General features: G+C 50.5%; 13 protein-coding genes. 2 read left to right on the forward strand and 11 right to left on the reverse strand.

Annotated features, from left to right (window positions below; genetic code table 11):
* Positions 1–17 precede the first annotated feature (17 nt).
* The 11 genes from ACTJJJ_RS27835 to ACTJJJ_RS27885 all read right to left on the reverse strand — a co-directional run bounded on the left by ACTJJJ_RS27835 (position 18) and on the right by ACTJJJ_RS27885 (position 16,592).
* Entirely contained in the window at positions 18–1,493 is a 1,476-nt protein-coding gene (locus ACTJJJ_RS27835; protein WP_188938732.1) for a DUF1501 domain-containing protein, read from the reverse strand.
* Between the two features lie 43 nt (positions 1,494–1,536).
* Positions 1,537–4,284: a DUF1553 domain-containing protein gene (locus ACTJJJ_RS27840; protein ID WP_440703661.1), complete on the reverse strand. Its 2,748-nt coding sequence runs from the start codon at positions 4,282–4,284 to the stop codon at positions 1,537–1,539.
* A 276-nt stretch (positions 4,285–4,560) separates the two neighbouring features.
* Positions 4,561–6,129: a RagB/SusD family nutrient uptake outer membrane protein gene (locus tag ACTJJJ_RS27845; RefSeq protein WP_440703662.1), complete on the reverse strand. Its 1,569-nt coding sequence runs from the start codon at positions 6,127–6,129 to the stop codon at positions 4,561–4,563.
* A gap of 26 nt (positions 6,130–6,155) precedes the next feature.
* A complete protein-coding gene (locus tag ACTJJJ_RS27850) occupies positions 6,156–9,536 on the reverse strand; it encodes a SusC/RagA family TonB-linked outer membrane protein (protein ID WP_440703663.1) in 3,381 nt (1,126 codons plus the stop codon).
* A gap of 222 nt (positions 9,537–9,758) precedes the next feature.
* Positions 9,759–10,811 (reverse strand): FecR family protein, encoded by a 1,053-nt coding sequence (locus ACTJJJ_RS27855; RefSeq protein ID WP_440703664.1) that lies wholly within the window; start codon positions 10,809–10,811, stop codon positions 9,759–9,761.
* Positions 10,812–11,009: 198 nt separating this feature from the next.
* On the reverse strand, positions 11,010–11,585 hold the full coding sequence (locus ACTJJJ_RS27860; protein WP_440703665.1) for an RNA polymerase sigma factor: 576 nt from the start codon (positions 11,583–11,585) through the stop codon (positions 11,010–11,012).
* 109 nt (positions 11,586–11,694) lie between these two features.
* Positions 11,695–14,604: a PVC-type heme-binding CxxCH protein gene (locus ACTJJJ_RS27865; RefSeq protein ID WP_440703666.1), complete on the reverse strand. Its 2,910-nt coding sequence runs from the start codon at positions 14,602–14,604 to the stop codon at positions 11,695–11,697.
* Positions 14,605–14,718: 114 nt separating this feature from the next.
* On the reverse strand, positions 14,719–15,570 hold the full coding sequence (locus ACTJJJ_RS27870; RefSeq protein WP_440703667.1) for a sugar phosphate isomerase/epimerase family protein: 852 nt from the start codon (positions 15,568–15,570) through the stop codon (positions 14,719–14,721).
* Between the two features lie 112 nt (positions 15,571–15,682).
* On the reverse strand, positions 15,683–16,042 hold the full coding sequence (locus ACTJJJ_RS27875) for a YraN family protein (protein WP_440703668.1): 360 nt from the start codon (positions 16,040–16,042) through the stop codon (positions 15,683–15,685).
* 21 nt (positions 16,043–16,063) lie between these two features.
* Positions 16,064–16,396: a type II toxin-antitoxin system RelE/ParE family toxin gene (locus ACTJJJ_RS27880; protein WP_440703669.1), complete on the reverse strand. Its 333-nt coding sequence runs from the start codon at positions 16,394–16,396 to the stop codon at positions 16,064–16,066.
* Positions 16,362–16,592 (reverse strand): hypothetical protein, encoded by a 231-nt coding sequence (locus ACTJJJ_RS27885; RefSeq protein ID WP_188938741.1) that lies wholly within the window; start codon positions 16,590–16,592, stop codon positions 16,362–16,364. The genes ACTJJJ_RS27880 and ACTJJJ_RS27885 overlap by 35 nt, the downstream gene beginning before the upstream one ends.
* A gap of 179 nt (positions 16,593–16,771) precedes the next feature.
* Between ACTJJJ_RS27885 and lipB the strand changes: the two genes are divergently transcribed.
* Positions 16,772–17,494 carry a lipoyl(octanoyl) transferase LipB gene (gene lipB, locus ACTJJJ_RS27890; protein WP_440703670.1) on the forward strand — a complete coding sequence of 241 codons (723 nt, stop codon included), beginning with the start codon at positions 16,772–16,774 and terminating at the stop codon, positions 17,492–17,494.
* Positions 17,494–17,907, forward strand: coding sequence for a hypothetical protein (locus tag ACTJJJ_RS27895; RefSeq protein ID WP_440703671.1), 414 nt, complete (start codon positions 17,494–17,496; stop codon positions 17,905–17,907). The genes lipB and ACTJJJ_RS27895 overlap by 1 nt, the downstream gene beginning before the upstream one ends.
* Positions 17,908–17,925 lie beyond the last annotated feature (18 nt).

Here is a 17,925-nt window from a genome sequence, read left to right on the forward strand (position 1 = left end):
GGATTAAATGCTGCTATTTATGCGATCACCTGTTTTACTACTTTGCCTTCGGTGTCCGTCAGCCTGAAATTCCTGCCCTGGAAAGGATAGGTGAATTTCTCATGGTCAAAACCCATTAAATGCAGGATCGTGGCCTGCAAATCATGAACGTGTACCCGGTCTTTCGCGCCGTAATAGCCCAGTTCGTCGGTTTCGCCATGGCTGTAACCTTGTTTCACACCGCCACCGGCCATCCACATCGTGAATGCGTCCAAATGATGATCGCGGCCCATGAATGGCATAACCAATCCATTCCTGTTTTCCTGCATGGGAGTCCTTCCGAATTCCGCTCCCCAAATGATGAGCGTTTCTTCTAAAAGCCCGCGCATTTTCAAATCCTTGATCAATGCGGCAATCGGCTGATCCGATTCCCGGCATTTCTGGCGCAAACCACCTTCCACATTATGGTCTTTCGATGTCCCATGCCCATCCCAGCCCCAGTCGAATAACTGCACAAAACGCACATCATTCTCGACTAGTTTTCTTGCCAGAAGACAGTTCATTGCAAAAGTGCCCTCTCCTGGTTTCACACCATACATATCCAATATAAACTGAGGTTCTTTCGAAACATCCATCACCTCGGGAACCGACATTTGCATCCGGAAAGCCATTTCGTACTGGCTGATGCGGGTCAATATCTCGGGGTCTTTTACATCTTCGTAAGTCTGGCGGTTTATTTCATTGATCGCCTCAATGGTCTGCTTGCGCATATCGCGGTTCATGCCGCTTGGGTCGCTCACATACAAAACGGGATCGCCGCCTGTACGGCATTGCACACCCTGGTATACCGAAGGCAGAAAGCCGCTTCCGTAGACGCTCTTTCCGGCATCAGGCTGTTGCCCTCCCGACGCCAATACAATGAAACCCGGCAAATTCTGATTTTCAGATCCCAGCCCATATACCGACCAGGCTCCCAGACTCGGCCGCCCCAGCCGCGCGCTTCCCGTATGCATCAGCAGCTGCGCAGGTGCGTGATTAAACTGGTCCGTATGCATTGCTTTCAGAAATGTGATCTCATCGGCAACTGTCTGCAAATAAGGAACATAGTCAGACATCCACGCGCCCGACTGGCCATACTGCGCAAATTTTCCCTGCGGGCCCAACATTTTGGGCACTCCCTGGATGAATGCGAATTTTTTCCCTTCCAGAAACTCGGCCGGACAATCCTGACCGTGGTATTTCACCAGTTCTGGTTTATAGTCGAACAATTCCAGTTGCGAAGGCGCACCGGCCATATGAATGTAAATTACGCGTTTGGCCTTCGGGGCAAACTGCGGGATTTTGGCTGCGGCTGCATTTCCGGACACATTCGTTCCGGCATTGGAAGCGCCGCAAGAACCCAGCAAAGAACCCAGCCCCAACGCGCCCAACCCAAATCCTGCCGACTGCAGAAAGTGCCTGCGGGTTTGCCGGTGCAGGTCTGCATATTGAAGTTCTTTCAGTAGCTTTTCCATTTGTTTTGCTCTCTAGCCCCAGGCTGAAGCCTGGGGTTGGGGGTTATTCTTTTGTTACTACGTTGTCCAGGTTTAGCATTACGTTGGCTGATACGGTGAGGGCGGCCAGTTCGGGCGATCTTTCCTTGCCGTATGCCAGAATGCTGTCAGCGTCGACCGGTTTTTTCCGATAAACGTCCAGCGCATCCTTGTATACCTTCACCAGTACATTCAGGTTCTTTTTTTCAATGGTCTGAAATGTCAGCATTCGGTATCCCTCGGCCAATTGCTGCTCCGGCGTTTTCCCTCTTTTCTGCATTTTAGTAGCCAGTTTTTCGGCCGCTTCCAGGTACACCGGATCATTTAAAATCACCAGCGCCTGCAAAGGTGTATTAGTCAATATCCTTCTGGATTGACAAAATTCACGGCTGGGCGCGTCAAATGTGACCATCGACGGATACGGTGCGGTGCGTTTCCAATACGTGTAAACACCTCTTCTGTACCGGTCTTCACCTTCGCTCAATACCCATTTCTCACCGCTATACGGCGATTGCCAAATCTTATCGGGCTGAGGAGGCATTACGCCCGGGCCGTACATTTTGTTTGAAATCAATCCGCTGCATGCAAGTGCCTGATCGCGCACCTGTTCTGCGCTCAGCCTTACCCGAGGGCCACGTGAGATATAGACATTGTAAGGGTCTTTTTCGAGTTTATCATGATCCGTTTTCGAACTCTGCCGGTAGGTAGCCGACATCACAATGGTTTTCAGCAGTTTTTTGACACTCCAGTGATCGGTTTCGATAAAATCCGCTGCCAGCCAGTCCAATAGTTCCGGATGGCTCGGCTCCGCGCCCTGCGATCCGAAATCTTCCACCGTTTCCACGATCCCCTTACCAAAAAGCTGTTCCCAGAAACGGTTTACAATCACTCTTCCAGTCAGCGCATTGTCACGGCTCACAATCCATTTGGCCAGGCCGAGACGGTCGCGGGAATATTCTTTCGGCATCGGAGCCAGCAGCTTGGGGACATCCGGCTTTACTTCCGCTCCTTTGACCATCCAGTTGCCGCGCACGAAAACATTGGTTTTTCTCGCAAAATCATCTTTTCCCTCCCAGATTACAGGCATCCCTTCTACTGGCCGGGTCAGTACTGTGGCATAATCAGAGACAATTTGCTCATAACCAGGCTGACCTGCACCTGGTATTCCTTTTTGAAAAGATACCCAGGTAATACGAAGCCATTCGGTGGGAGCTTTCGGACTATTTAATGATAAGTAAATGTCATGCTTCCCGGTTGCCTGATTTACCGGAGCAATGATGACAGTATCGCGGGTCGGGACCTTGATCGTCGACAGTACGGGCCCATCGAGTTTATCCAGATGTAATGTCAATACCGCGTTTTCAGCTTTGGTCGAAACATTCATCAACACATTATCCACACCGGTTAGGTTAACCTGCGGAATTCGTGCATTGCCTTTGTCTTTTACACCATAGTAGGAGATCTGCAGGACGGTAGACTGGTCGCCCTTCACAAAGTTATGTGCATTGATCTTCGGCTCCATTACCTTCATGAACTTCACTTTGGCTTCGAGTTCCTCCGGTTTGTATTTATTAATCCAGCCTTTGACACGCTCCACCCGGGCCGAGTCTTCGCCCTTGTACAGCCTTAATTTTGGCCATTCATCCCACACATCTTCGTCACGGGAGTTGTTAAAAAACGCGGCATATTTGTAATAATCTTCATGCGGAATCGGATCGTACGGGTGGCTGTGACATTGAATGCAACCAAATGTAGTACCCTGCCAAACCTCCCAGGTTGTATTCACACGGTCGATCAATGCGGCATTACGAAACTCTTCGTCGTCGGTTCCGCCTTCATTGTTAGTCATCGTATTCCGGTGAAAACCAGTGGCTATCATGTTTTCTTCCTGCGGAAAACCGTCTCTCTTTTCAGGCAGCAGATCGCCGGCCAGCTGTTCGATCGTAAAACGGTCGAAAGGCTTATCCTCGTTGAAAGATTTTACGACATAATCGCGGTAACGCCACATCGTGCGGCCGCCATCGCTTTCATAACCTTTGGTATCGGCATAGCGCGCCAGGTCCATCCACATCGAGGTCCACCTTTCCCCGTAGGCCGGAGATTTGAGCAGTCTGTCGACCACTTTTTCGTAAGCATCGGTCGATTTGTCATTTTCGAAATCCAGCACTTCCTTTTCGGTTGGCGGCAAACCGGTAATATCCAGGCTCACCCGCCTTAGCAAAGTGGCGCGATCAGCCTCCGGGGAAGTTGACAGCCCCTTTTCTTTCAGCTTTGCTACTACGAAATGGTCGATTTCATTTTTCGCCCAGGCTTTGTCGCCGGTATTTAGAAGGCCGAACAGATTACTGAAACTGTTCAGCGAAGGCACATCCGGCCTTTCTATTTTTTTGTAGGACCAATGCGTTTCCCATTCGGCGCCCTCGTTGATCCAGTCTTTCAGGATACCGATTTCCTTATCGTTGAGCGGCGTGCCGTTTTTGGGCATCTTCTCGTCGGGATCATCAGAAAGAATACGCCGGATCATCTCGCTGGCGTGGGCATCGCCGCGCACAACGGGTATTTTGCCCGATTTACCTGGTTCCAGCATTTCGTGCTCGAACAGGAAGCTCACGTCACCGGCCTTTTTCACGCCGCCATGGCAGCCCATGCAATGCTTGTTGAGGATCGGTTTGACGTCGGCATTGTAATCCACCTTCTTCTGCCACCCAGCCCATGAAAAGTACATTACCGGTACTGCCACCACCACTAAACCGATCAAAAATCTGGTCTGCATTGATTTAATTTTAAATAATTATTTCTTTAAGAATTACAAAAATACCAAGAGGTCTATCAATACGAAACAATTGTTTATACAAAGCAGTAAAATGTTTATACAAACTCCGAAAACTATTAATATCCCGCGAAAAACTCTAAATGTAATCGTAACGCCCCGTCGCGACGCGACCCAATGAACAAGCAGCACACTTGGCTTATCCTGCTGTTTTCATTACTAAAAGACTGAATTTAAACAAAATTACCCACTAAATCCGGTCAGCGACGGGGCATTTCGTTACTGCCAAATGGCGTTCTGCTTTACATTCGGATTGCCCAGCAGCTCCTTTTGCGGCAGCGGCAGCACATAATCACGCTCCTTGGGTGCGCGGTCGAGCTTGTACTTTTCGGCAAAGTGTTTGATCTCCTTTCCGAGGTAATCCTGCGGCCCGCCCAGCTTGCTTTTCCGGCGCAGCTCAGGGTACATTACCTGTTCAAAAACAAACTCCTGCATGCGCTCGTGGATGATCGCATCACGCAATGCCGCCTGACTGAGGCCTTTTAAAGCCGCCAGACCGGCGCGGGCGCGGACCTTATTGATCGACGCGAATGCATCGCCCTGCCCGCTTTCGTTACAGGCCTCGGAATGGCTCAGCAGAATGTCGGCGAGGCGGATGTAAATCGTGTTTTTCTCCGTAGCCGCATTGCTTTTATCGAGCTCTACGATCTTAGCCGCCCATGCTTTTCCGAAAATCATCTGCGCCGGGTCCTTCGGGTTCGCATCCGATTTCACGACGCCACCGAAACGCGAGAGGTTATAATCCGCCTTTTCGCTCCAATGCACGATCGGGTAAGTGCCGTTGATCTTCCCAAAACGGCCCGTTGGATAGCTCTCGATGAACGTTCCCTCAATGCGCTTGTCTTTGGGATCATAACTCGCGCGGAATTCCTGGGTGGCGCTCAGCCAGCTCCATCCCGATCCACCCAGTTCGCTTGGGAAATCCTCGGGATTGAAGTGCATCGAATGCACATTGAACTCATTCGGGTTGGCCGTGGCCGAAACCTGCGCTTCAAAGATCCTTTCGCCCTGGTTTTCATGGGCAAGGTCAAAATTGTGGGAAAAATCGGCGAACAGCGTAATGCCACTATTGTTAATAATATCCTCTCCTGTGGCCTTCGCTTCTGCCCATTTTTCATCCCAGAGCTGGGTTTTCATCAAAATAGATTTCGCTGCCCATTTCGTCGCACGGCCAATATCCGCACCGGTATAGCTGGCCGGCAGCAATTCAGCCGCCGCTTTGGTATCGGCATAAATTTGCCCGATCACCGCCGCTTTTCCACCGCTGTTGGACGGAAGCTCAGAAATATTCTGCGTCGATTTGGTCGTCAGCGGCACATTATCGAAATAGCTTATCAGGCTGTAATAATAGAACGCTCGCAAAAACAGCGCTTCCCCTTTTACCCGTTTGATCAAAGCGTCGTTCGCAGGATCTTTCATAGCTTCGGCAGTTTCGATGATCGCATTCGCCCGGTTGATCGATCGGTAGCAAATTCCCCAGTAAGCCTCGATGTATTCATCGGCCGGGTTCACATTGCCCAGGTTGTATTGCAGCGGCCCTTTCTCCCATCCTACCTGGTAACCTATCAGACATTCAAATACATAACGATCGTAGAAGTAGCCCGAGTATTGCGAATTGAGATCGTCGTAAACCGCATTCACACCCAGCGCGAGTTCCGTCGCCGTTTTGTAAAAGGTGTCAGGGTTGATAAAATCGGGTTTCTCCTTCAAATCCGAGCAGCCTGCAACAGCAAACAGCAATGCCGAAAGGCCCGTCAATCTGATTTTATATAAAAATGACTTTTTCATAAAAAACTGATTTTCAATTTGAAATATTAAATACCAAGATTAACGCCCACTGTGAACATGCGCGACCGCGGGTAAGCGTCGTAATCGTCGCCGCGGTTGAGGTTGTTCTGGCCCTGGTTGTTCACTTCGGGGTCGAAACCTTTGTATTTGGTGATCAGAAAGAGGTTCTGCCCGCTCACATACACGCGCGCGTTGCGGATGTAGGCGCTCTTGATCGGGAGTGTGTACCCGAGTGAGAGGTTCTGAAGGCGTACGAACGAGCCGTCCTGGATGAAAAATGACGACCGGCGGAACGAAATGAAATCGCGGCGGCCATCAATTACCGGACGGGGAGCATTCGGATTTTCCGGCGTCCACGAGTCTGTCAGGATATTGGCGATTTGATTGATCTTTTGCACGCCGTCACCCATTTCGGATTGTTGCAGGTTGCGGATCTTGTTGCCATGCACGCCCCGGAAAAACACCGAAAGGTCGAAGCCTTTGTATTTCAAACTGGTGTTGAAGCCCCAGGTCAGTTTCGGGTTCGGGTCGCCGATGATCTTGAAATCGTCCGTCGTATATTTGCCGTCGCCGTTCACGTCCTCATATTTGGGGTAACCTGCTCTTGCTGAATAACTTTTACCTTCTTCGTCGGATTGAAACAAGCCAATGTAGTTATACCCGCTCCAGACGCCGATCGGATTGCCGCCCTGTACCCAGCTGCCCAGCACGCCGAGGTGACCGCTGGTACTGTTGGAAAAGAATGGCGTACTCATACCGAGGTCGAGGATTTTATTACGCAAAACGGACACATTGCCACTCACATCCCAGGCCAATGCACTGGTACTGATCAACTTATAACTAGCCGAGAATTCGAGACCCTTGTTACTCAGCGAGCCGGAGTTAAGCATAATAGTGCTGAAACCGGTGCTTTGCGGGATGGAAACATCTAGCAGCAGGTCCGTGGTTTTGTTTTTAAATGCGTCGATTGTCAAGCTCAAACGATTGTTCAGCAATGCGAAATCGAGACCGACATTCAGCATCGAAGTACTTTCCCATTTCAAATCCGAGTTCGGGATGCGGTTAGGCGCATAGCCTGAAACCAGTGACGGCACTCCCCCGAAAACATAATTATAAGGTACCAGGCCAGCAACCGAGCGGTACACCGGAATTTGCGAATTACCGGTAAGCCCATAGCTTGCACGAATCTTGAAATCGTCGAACACCTTGCCAAGACCAGCATTTTTGAAAAAATCCTCATTCACAACGCGCCAGCCGATTGCGGCCGAAGGGAAAGTCGCCCATTTGTTATTCGGCCCGAATTTCGAAGAACCGTCACGGCGAAGCGTCACAGTAAGCAGGTAGCGATCTTTGAAGTTGTAATTGACCCGCCCCAGCATCGACATCAGCTCCCATTCAATGCGTCCGGAATTAGGTACCAACGGTCGGCTGCCATTTTGCATATTCACCGCGTCGATATCGTCGGATGGAAGTCCGCGGGTAGCATTGGATTCGAAATAATTGATCTCCTTTTGATAGGTATAGCCGAGTGTAACGTCGAGGTAATGCCCTTTGGCAACCTCTTTGTTGTAGGTTAAAATGTTCTCATTCAGGATATTATTCGAATTACGGTTCGCTTTCTGCAACTCGCGGCCATTCTGGCGGCCGATGTAAGTGAAGTTGTTGTAGAATGTAGTCCGGCGTGCATTCACAATGTCGAGACCTAGACTGGTGCGGAATTTCAGGCCTTCCAGGATGTTCACACTCAGCGCCGAAGTACCGAAAAGGCGGTTGGTATAATCCTTGTCATAGCCCTCGGTGGCCTCTGCCAGTGGGTTGGTGAGAAAGCGCTGATCGTAACTTGCATATTGGTACGCGCCGTTCTGATCATAAACCGGGCCGGTCGGGTCAAGGCCCAATGCGGAGATTACAATGCCACCCGGTCCGCCGCGGTCGGTAGGCACATTGCTGCTCCCCGAGCGGTTGAACGACCAGCTATTTGTGAGCGTAGCCTTACCTTTGAGGAAATCGTTGTCCAGGTTCATCCGGAAACCGTAACGGTTGAAATCCGTATTTTTGATAATCCCCTTGTTATTCAGATAATTACCTACAAATGCATAGCGCATTCCCTTGTTCCCGCCTGTAAACGATAGCTGGTGATTGGAAAGCCCGCCAGTGCGTGAAATCACGTCCCACCAGTCGGTACCCGCTCCAATCTGCGAGATTTGCGCGTCGGTATAGCGCGGGTTTCCTCCCTGGCTGCGTTCCAGCATATTAATGTAACGGGCATAATCGGAGCCGTTAAGGACCTTCACCTCGCGTGCGATGGTTTGGAACGAGTACGAACCGTCGTAGTCCACGCGGCTCTGGCCTTCTTTTCCGCGTTTGGTGGTGATCAGGATCACGCCATTCGCACCGCGGGAACCGTAAATGGAGGTCGCCGAAGCATCTTTCAGTATTTCAATGGATTCGATTTCGTTGGGATTAATGGTCGCCATTGCATTGGTAGGCTGGCGGTTGCCGCTGGTACCCAATGCGCCATTGTCGGGGTAAATAGGAAAGCCGTCGATCACGTACAGCGGCTCGCTGCCGCTATTAATGGAGTTGGCGCCACGCACACGAATCGAAATCCCTCCACCCGGCGCGCCCGAGGTTTGTGTCACCTGCACGCCCGGCGCCCGCGACTGTATCGCCTGGTCTACCGAAGTCACCGGCATTTCGCGGATCGCGTCGCCTTTAATACTCGCCACCGATCCCGTCAGATCACTCTTCCGTACCGAACCGTAACCCACCACCACCACTTCTTCAAGCGCCTGGTTATCCGGCTGCATTACGACCGACAAATTCGTCTGCCCGCCGATAGTCACCTCCTGGGGTTTATAGCCTACAAAACTGAAAACCAGCACTGCATTCTGTTCGGCCACGTCGAGGCCAAATGCACCTTCCTGATCGGTAGTAGTACCTTTTTGAGTCCCTTTGATGATCACGCTCACGCCGGGCAGGCCCGAATTGTTTTCATCTACCACCTTCCCTTTGATTTGCGCGACGGCTGGATTAACAATAGTTTCCGTCGCTTCGGGCTGTTGCGGCTCGGTAACAGCACCCGTTTCTGCCGTCAGCAAAATACGGCCTGCCGTTAGTTCATAGGCAATGTGCAGCGGATCAAGCAGGGAACTCAACGCCGTCGACAGCTTCTGCCGGTTGATATGAACATCGATCGTCCGCTCGGCGCGGATATTCTTCTGGCTGTACGCAAACTTCACGTCGGCCTGCCCTTCGATGTCACGCAGGACATTTCTCAGTTCCGCATTTTGTGCATGGATCGTCACCATTCTCTCCATGATTTCCTGCGCGCGCCCCTCGCTCGCTGCATGGGTGAGTGTCGTGAAAACCACTGCAAAAAGGATTTGGGCAAATGTTATTTTCATGACCATGCATAGTGATGCACACCATTTTAACTGTTGGGTTTTTTGCATATTTTTGAAGGTTCTATTTGTGAAAAACAGGACATCCGCCGGCTTACCATCTTTCCAGGACTTGTAAGCGGGCATTTTTCGAAGCCGGTAGTGGTGGTACACTATCGGTTTCTTTGTTTTTGGGTAACACGGTAGTTATAGTGCCATAGTTAAGGGTTTAGGTTTCGATAAAACTCAGTCGCAGCCGCGACCGTTGATCAGAATGCGTGTACCTTTCACTTCGTAATCGGCACCGTTGGATTTGCAAACGAGCGCCAGCTTGTCGTAAAGCTGCATGTCACTGAGGTCGCCGGTGAAGCTGCAATGCGCGATGCGGTCGTTCTCAAAAACGATCTCGATCCCGTAAGCTTCCTGCAACGCTTCCGCTATTTTTTCCAGCTTTTCATCATTAAAAATCATTTTCATTTCCTGTGCGGCCTGCGATGCTTTCACCGGCTCCGGCACCAGGCCGGTCATGAGGTGGCGGCTTTCGGAGAAATAGGTGACCCGCTGGTTGGGTGTGAGCACTACGCCGTTATCCTGATTATCGATCGAATCACTTTCACTGAATGCTTCCCGGTTTTCAAAAACGGAAACTTTTCCGGTCACAACTTCCACTTCCAGCGCCTTATCCTTTGTATTTGTTTTAATTCTGAAACTAGTCCCGAGTACGCGGGTAATAATTTTACCGCTGTACACGAGGAAAGGCTGGTCGGGATTGCGGGTTATTTCGAAGAATGCATTGCCCGACAGCTGTACCGTTCGCTTATCGCCCGAGAATGTGGCCGGAAAAACAATGCTGGCGCCCGGTTCGAGGATAACCGTGCTTCGATCGCTGAGCGTTAGCCGCTTCGGCACATTCGTGTTGTTCTCTTCGGTAATCAGCCGGCCGTCCGGTGCCTGTACGAACATTTTTTCCCGCATCACTCCCTGCTTGGCTCCCCGATTTCCAAAGAATACCCAGAAACCAACCACGATCAGCACGGCCGCAGCAGCTGAAAGGTACACCGCCGCCCTGCTCCACCAGGTCCGGACAATACCCGGCTCAGCGAATTCTGCAACGGGGGTTTCATTGGCCAGTCTGCCTAACATTCTTTCCTCCATCTCGCGCTTTTCCTGGTCGTTGAGCACTTCCAGCCCATCGGCATTGAGGCTTTCATACCACAAATGGATTTTCAGCATTTCCTCTTTGGTACATTGCCCTTCCCGGTATTTCAGGAGCAGGGCCTGCCATTCCTTATTGTTCATTGATGTGTATCGGATAAAATCAGGCCTTTGAATGATAAGCCGAAGAAACAGCGCTATTCCCTAAATAGATTTAGAAAATATTTGAATAGTGCAATTAAACTGCCCTTTTGGGGTGAAAGTTCCTTGAAAAAGATAATCAGGTAGAAGGGAGGAAGGAGGAAAGGGAGGATGGAGGAAGGGGAGGGTGAGAGGAACAGGCTAGAACAACCCGGCAGCAGTCATGAGGAGGACCATCACCTCTTTCAAATGCGTCCGTACCAGGCGCACGGATTTGGTAAGATGGTATTCAACCGCCTTCTCCGACAGCCCGAAGCGGGTAGCAATGCGGGAAATGGGCCAGTATTCCAGCTTGTGCAAGCGAAAAATTTCGCGCGTTTTCTCGGGGAGGATGTGCAGGCATTCGTCGATCACGCGCAGCAAATCGTCCAGTGCAAGCTGATTTTCAGTATTTAAGTCCTGAATATCGTGGAATGACCCGTAGTAATCAACGTACTCGAAGGTGCGGCCCTTGGTGCGGATATAGTCGATGACCTCGTAGCGGACAGCGGAAAAAAGATAGTAGTTCAAATTTTCGACACGCAGGGTATCCCGTTCCCGCCAAAGACGCAGAAAAATATCCTGCACAATCTCCTCGGCCGCCTCCTTGTTATGCAACTTGCGATATGCAACCAGGAACATATCGTACCAATAGGCCTTGTAAACCGTCGTAAATGCTTCCGCATCCCCATTTTGCAATGCGAGAAGCAGGTGGCCGGCTTTGTCGTTATCCACCATTTTGGCTGGTTATATTTCGTATGGGAAACAGGATTCTGGCAAAGTTATAATTATTTGTTTCTATTATCCAGTAAATGCGTTTTCACTTTATTAATCCTGTATTGCACTTTCACTTGAAATTCAACAAATATCCCGTCAAATCGGCCAGATCCTGCTCATTAAGGCCCAATGCTGTCGGCTCAGGCATTAATGACGAGGGCATTTTCTCGCGGGTTTTGATCTGATCGGCTTTGATTGTATGCTGCTGGCCGGCGGCGTCTTTCAGGACCACATTCGCGCCGTCGCTCATCAGGAAGCCGAAATAGGTATCGCCCTTTTTGGTCACGATCGTGTAGCTTTCGTAGCCGAAAACCATGCTGGCCGACGGGTTCACGATGGCGTCGAGCAGCCCTGCTTTATCGAATTTCTTATGGATCGTAGTCAGATCCGGCCCGATTTCGGCACCGGTTTTGCCATGCTTATGGCAGGCGGCGCAGGTTGTCGAGAAGATTGTCTTCCCGTGTGCCGGGTCCGCAGTCATTCTTGAGATAAAATCGGTTTTCAAAACTTTGCCGTTTCTTGGAAAAAACTGACTCGCGACCACACGTACATTCTGATCCGGATTTTTGAAAATGATTTCACTGACGGCTCTGGCAATCGTGTCCGGCAGCTGGCCTTGCACGCGCATGTCCACGAGGATATTGCCGCCATTCATGTCCGACGCCATTCGCCGCGCGGTTTCAATGCGCTGCGGCATCGGCTGCGCTTTGTCGGCGACGGTCTTTTTAAGGTCAAGCATGCGTTTGAAGGCGGGCGTCATTACCTGGGCGGTGGCTTCTTCCCAGTTCATTAAGTCGGCCCAATCGTTACTTTTGCGGAAGTTGATCCAGTAGGAAGCCTGCGAAGCCACATCCGGCAAGGAGGATTTCGACAAAACGATCATCGCTTCGGCCGCTTTTTTATCTTTGATAAAACCAATGGCTGTCAATGCCTTACGGCGCTCGGGCTCCGAAACTTTGGCCGATCCGGCTCTCACTTTCAACTCCTCTACCGCCATCACCGGGTGCAATCGCCATGCCAGACCCGCACGCTGGGGTTTCCAGTTAGGCGGATCAGCCTTGAATGCCTCGCGTACGAATGCGTACACCTGGGCCTCCTTTCCGTCAGCCGCCGTCCCGATCGCTTCCAGCATCCATGGGTCTTTGCCGTCGTAGTTTTTAATAAGATTTGAAATGCTACTAGATGCCTGATCGTAAGGAACATCCCGCAATGCAATGCCCACTTCCCGCCTTACAGACGGTTCGGCGTCTTTGGACATTTGTTCGAAATAAGCATTAGCCTTACCCGTAGATTTGAGTGCTCGAAAAGCCGTGAGCCTGTGTTTTGCATTCGGCGACGACAGTAATTTCACCACTTCCGCATTGCCCTTGTCACCCAATTGTGCCAAAAGCCAGATAGCACGTGCCTGATGATAGGGATTTTCAGCTGTAAGTAATTGTTTTACTTCTTCTGTCGCGCTCGCTCCTTTCGCCCTTAACCCTTCAAAAGCCAAAGCACGGACATTAATAGCCGGGTTTTTCAATGCATCGATAAGTCCCGCAGTGGTCGTGAAATCCAGCTTTGGCGTCGTTAGTTTCCTATCTTTGGGTGTTATGCGGTAAATGCGGCCGTAGCCCTTTTTGTCCTTCATCGCATGCCCGCCGACGACCGGATCGTACCAGTCGGCCACGTAAATGGCTCCATCGGGCCCCACGGCCACGTCCGACGGCCGGAACCATTTGCGGTAATCCTGGTCGGTTTCGTACCATTCATACCGCTCGGAAACTTTGGGAAATGAGCTGATCAAATCGCGGCGGTTCAATACAAAACCGGCTTCCTGCGGCTGAGGCTGGTAGGCGAAGACCACATTCCGGCCCGCTTCGCAGCTTAGCAATGTACCGCGGTAACTTTTACCTAATTCATCTCCTTCATAAAACACAATTCCCGTCGGCGACCCCGCGCCGGAATTGTCGCCAGCCGGCATTACGCCCGGGTCTTCCTGATGCCAGTGGGTGGTGAAAATGTCCTGCCCAGGGCGGCGATCCGCTTGCCAGTAGCGGGTCCCGTCGGCCGAGAAGTAGCCTGCATTCCCATTTTCCTGCAAGAACGAAACGCGGCACGTGATTACCTGATCGTCGTTGTCGTTCTGCCACATATTGCCGTAGCTGTCGAGGCAAACCTCGTAGCTGTTGCGAAAGTTATGGCCAAGCACTTTCAGCCCGGTACCGTCGGGGTTAATACGCAATGCAAGCCCGCCGACCCAAATCCGGCCGTCGTCGGACTTCTGGTTCCCTTCGTTTTTCTTGTTATAAGGCGTGCCGCCGGTGTAAAGGCTGCCGCTCCGCAATGTCCAGCCGCTTTTGTCGGTGACGTTATGCGGACCTGCGTTGCCGGTATTGAAATAATATTTCCCATCCGGCCCGACGATCAACGAATGCAACGAATGGTCGTGGTCGAAACCGCCGAAGCCGGTCAGAAAAACTTCACGTCGATCGGGTTTATCGTCGCCATTCGTGTCCGTGTACACAAGCAGGTTAGGTGCGCAGGAAACGATCGTTTTATTCCCGATTACCGCAATGCCGAGCGGGGCTGTCAGCAGCGAATCCTCCACATATACCTTCGAAGATTCGGCCCTGCCATCGCCATCTTTGTCTTCCAGGATCATCACCCGATCACCCTTCTGCTTGTGACTGAGGCGCTCGGCAGGTTTCGTATTGAAATCGCGGTAATTGACCGCTTCTGTGATCCAAACCCGGCCTTTGGCATCGATATCCATGTTGGTCGGGTTATAAAACATGGGCGCTTCGGCCCATAATGTGGCTTCGAGGTCGTCGGGCACGTACAAGCGTGAGGAGTCGCCGGCGGCAGAGACCGGTGCAGACGATTGTTTTGGTGGCTCCTGATGATTTTGAATTGAAATAATACCGAAAGCGGAAGCCAGTAAAATACTTCCTGCTAAAATACCGGTTTTACGGAGCGGTAATGCGCTGGTAATGTTCATCGCGGGTTGTTAAAAAGGGAGAAAAGGGAGGATGGAGGAAAGGGAGGAAAAGGAGGAAGGAGGATGGATTTTTTCTTCTCCCCTTCCTCCCTTTCCTCCTCTCTTCCCAATCACTCACGTTGCAAATAATCCTTTGAGATAATGGAGGTTATGTTGGTAGCATGGGATAATCTCCGCACCCTGCGGCGTGGCGCCTTCGATCTGCATCCAGCCTTCGTAACCGATGTCTTTCACGGCTTTCGCCACCCGCGGCCAGTCCAGGGGGCCTTCGCCGAGACGTTGGCCGTTTTCTTTCATATGTATTTCGCAAATCAGGTCTTTGCCGAGCATCGGTATTTCCCTGAAAATATCATGGCCGGCATCAGTTGAATTCCGGAAATCGTAATAAACCTTCACCGCCTTCGAACCAACCGCATGGATAATGTCCAAATGCTCCTGCCCACTCAGCCATGATTCGATACCCAAAGTAATACCCTGCTTCTCGGCGTGCGGGGCTACTTTTTTCAAACGTTCTATTACCGCTTTTTTACCGGCGTCGTCATTACGCAAATCGCCCTCCGAAAAGAATGCAAGCAAAATCACCTTCACTCCCAACGCTTTGGCCGCATCCACGCTGTTCCAGACCCATTCTTCCGTTTTCGGCTGAGATTTATACGGCACGCGGTTCAGCTCGCCGATTGCCAGGCTTGATACCTTCACTCCCGTGCGGGCGGACGCGTCGCGGATCACCTGTAAGGTTTCGGGCGCCGAAAGGCCTTTTTCGTCCTTTCCGGTGTTATAGCTCACCTGAATGCCGTGCAATCCGATCTGTTTCGCCCGTTCGAATGCCTCCGGGTTCAGCTGCCGTCCTACCGACCAGTCACAAGCGCCGATCTGGTATTTGGGAGCAGCTAAACTGTCTGCATTTAATGCGTCGTCCCCGTCAAATACCGTCGAGGCCAGCAGCATTGCGCTGCTTTTGAGCATTCCCCGCCGGTTCAGTACCAAACCATCTTTCACTACAGTCAGATTTTGAATACTTAAAGAATATCTTCAAAATATGCCGTGATTTGGTTTCTACTTATGCCGATGGGTAACGTTACCGGCTGAATGCGTCCTCAATATGCCGGACATCGGTGGTTCCGTCGGGTAATATGACAATCGAAACAATGTCGAAACGGACGTCCTGATCCCAATCGGCGTCGAAAATGTACTGCTCTGCGGCGCGCATGATGAGCTTCGCCTTGGTTGCATTCACGAATTCTTCCGGCATGCCAAATGCTGTACCGGTGCGCGTTTTTACTTCCACGAAGACGAGCATTTCATCTTTCGTGACGATCAGATCGATTTCCGACTGCCAGTTGCGGTAGTTTTTAGCGATTATTTTGAAGCCCTTTTCGAGCAGGAAGGATGCCGCGGTAGTTTCGCCCCAGCGGCCGAGGTCATTGTGTTGTGCCATAATGTGTGTGGTTAAAAGATTCTAACTACGACCAAGAGAAGATAACAATTCCTTCAACTCTATCGGCGACAAAGATTTCCGCTCGCTTTTATCAAAGATTGTAAGCAAATAAATGGTGGTCTCTGAAACGTGGACATAATAGATCACACGGGCGCCGCCAGACTTCCCCCTACCTTTGGAGGCAATGGAAAGCCTTCTCTTGTAACAACCTTGCCCTAATGAAATTCCATTTCCCGGATCCCCGGCAAGCAGTAATACCAGTTCCCTGAATTCGCCAGATAATGAAGGATATTTCTTTAAAAGTCTTTTAAGTCTGGAATCAAACTCCGGCGTCGTCTTTACAAAGTATCTCATTTAGCAACTCTTCTGCGTCCCGGGCTTCGAGTTTGCCTTCTTTGATCAGTTGCAATTCTTCCAATGCAGTTCTCGTGCTATCAATCACCTCAAACTGAAAGGGCGTAAAAGGCTTTACTTTGACATACGGAAGCCGTCTCAGTAAGCCTAAAACGAACTGGGCCTTTTCGTCTTTGATATCGAGTAAAACCTTCATAGTCACAGATTTTAGTTGCACTAACAAATTTAACGAACATTTAGCTAATAAATTAGCGTTGTAAAACCGGGACATGTGTGTACAATCTGTTTCATGAACCGGAAGCATCCGGCTCTGACATTTAGACGTCACTTCTACAAATTGGTAACGCCCTGGCCCAAAATTTTTTTTACATTGAAATGAATACCATAATCAATAAAAAAGTACAGTTCCAGAACCTTGGTCTGATCGACTACCAGGAGGCGTGGGATTACCAGGAGAAAATTTTTGCGGAGACGTTGGCAATTAAGACGCAAAATCGGGGTCTGGATGCAGAAAATCAGCAACTGACACCAAATTTCGTGCTTTTCTGCCAGCACCCACATGTATATACGCTTGGTAAGAGTGGAAAGCCCGACCATTTGCTGCTGGCGGAGAAGGATTTAGCGGCTAAACAGGCCAAGTATTATCGGATCAACCGCGGCGGGGATATTACCTACCATGGGCCGGGACAAATTGTGGGCTATCCAATCCTAGACCTCGATAATTTCTTCACGGACATACATGTGTACATGCGTACGCTCGAAGAGTCTATTATTCTTACATTAGCCGAATACGGTGTGCAAGCGGGCCGCATTGCCGGACTAACTGGCGTCTGGATTGATTTTCAGGAGCAAAAAAATCCCAGGAAGATCTGCGCATTGGGTGTGAAGGCGAGCCGCTGGGTGACCATGCACGGCTTTGCATTGAATGTGAATACCGATCTGTCCTATTTCGGGAATATTGTACCCTGTGGGATTGATGACAAGGCCGTTACGTCGCTGGCGGCGGAGCTGGGCAGGGAAGTGGATTTGGAAGAAGTTTCAGTTAAATTAAAAACCCATCTGGCACAGTTGTTCAGCATGGAATTGCTAGTAGCGTAATGAAGAAGGATATTATTTTTCACCCTGTGAAGGGAATACAAGTCGCCATTGTGCGGAGGACCAACGACTTGAATGCGGAAGAATGGAACGTGATCGTGATCAACCGCAACGACGAGCCGGTTACCGGCGTCTTTGTGACCTCGAAAGGGTATAGCAACAGCGAATCAGGGGTGAATACCGATCAGCGGACATCGACATTAAGGCATTTTTTCCCCGAAATACCCTCTGGCGAACACGTGGTGGTGGAACCTATTATGCCGGACGTCTTTCATTTGAATAATGAGTTTTGGGTGAGCTATTTCATTGGGAGCCAGATTTTTGACAAAAAATTCATTTTCGTCCCGGATAGCATCGTGGAGGAAAACATGATGACGATCGATCCGCTGGGGCTGGAAGGTGTTTTGCACGAGTAGTGTTCTTTCGTGCAGGGT

Origin of the sequence: Dyadobacter sp. 22481, assembly GCF_052044875.1 — a bacterium.
GTDB classification, from domain to species: Bacteria; Bacteroidota; Bacteroidia; order Cytophagales; family Spirosomataceae; genus Dyadobacter; species Dyadobacter endophyticus.

Bases quoted from the DNA above. Each gene is read 5' to 3' on its own strand.
- ACTJJJ_RS27855 (WP_440703664.1), bottom strand. From the start codon at position 10,811: ATGAACAATAAGGAATGGCAGGCCCTGCTCCTGAAATACCGGGAAGGG.
- ACTJJJ_RS27865 (WP_440703666.1), bottom strand. From the start codon at position 14,604: ATGAACATTACCAGCGCATTACCGCTCCGTAAAACCGGTATTTTAGCA.
- ACTJJJ_RS27850 (WP_440703663.1), bottom strand. From the start codon at position 9,536: ATGAAAATAACATTTGCCCAAATCCTTTTTGCAGTGGTTTTCACGACA.
- ACTJJJ_RS27835 (WP_188938732.1), bottom strand. From the start codon at position 1,493: ATGGAAAAGCTACTGAAAGAACTTCAATATGCAGACCTGCACCGGCAA.
- ACTJJJ_RS27870 (WP_440703667.1), bottom strand. From the start codon at position 15,570: ATGCTCAAAAGCAGCGCAATGCTGCTGGCCTCGACGGTATTTGACGGG.
- ACTJJJ_RS27845 (WP_440703662.1), bottom strand. From the start codon at position 6,129: ATGAAAAAGTCATTTTTATATAAAATCAGATTGACGGGCCTTTCGGCA.
- ACTJJJ_RS27885 (WP_188938741.1), bottom strand. From the start codon at position 16,592: ATGAAGGTTTTACTCGATATCAAAGACGAAAAGGCCCAGTTCGTTTTA.
- ACTJJJ_RS27895 (WP_440703671.1), top strand. From the start codon at position 17,494: ATGAAGAAGGATATTATTTTTCACCCTGTGAAGGGAATACAAGTCGCC.
- lipB (WP_440703670.1), top strand. From the start codon at position 16,772: ATGAATACCATAATCAATAAAAAAGTACAGTTCCAGAACCTTGGTCTG.
- ACTJJJ_RS27860 (WP_440703665.1), bottom strand. From the start codon at position 11,585: ATGGTGGATAACGACAAAGCCGGCCACCTGCTTCTCGCATTGCAAAAT.
- ACTJJJ_RS27840 (WP_440703661.1), bottom strand. From the start codon at position 4,284: ATGCAGACCAGATTTTTGATCGGTTTAGTGGTGGTGGCAGTACCGGTA.
- ACTJJJ_RS27880 (WP_440703669.1), bottom strand. From the start codon at position 16,396: ATGAGATACTTTGTAAAGACGACGCCGGAGTTTGATTCCAGACTTAAA.
- ACTJJJ_RS27875 (WP_440703668.1), bottom strand. From the start codon at position 16,042: ATGGCACAACACAATGACCTCGGCCGCTGGGGCGAAACTACCGCGGCA.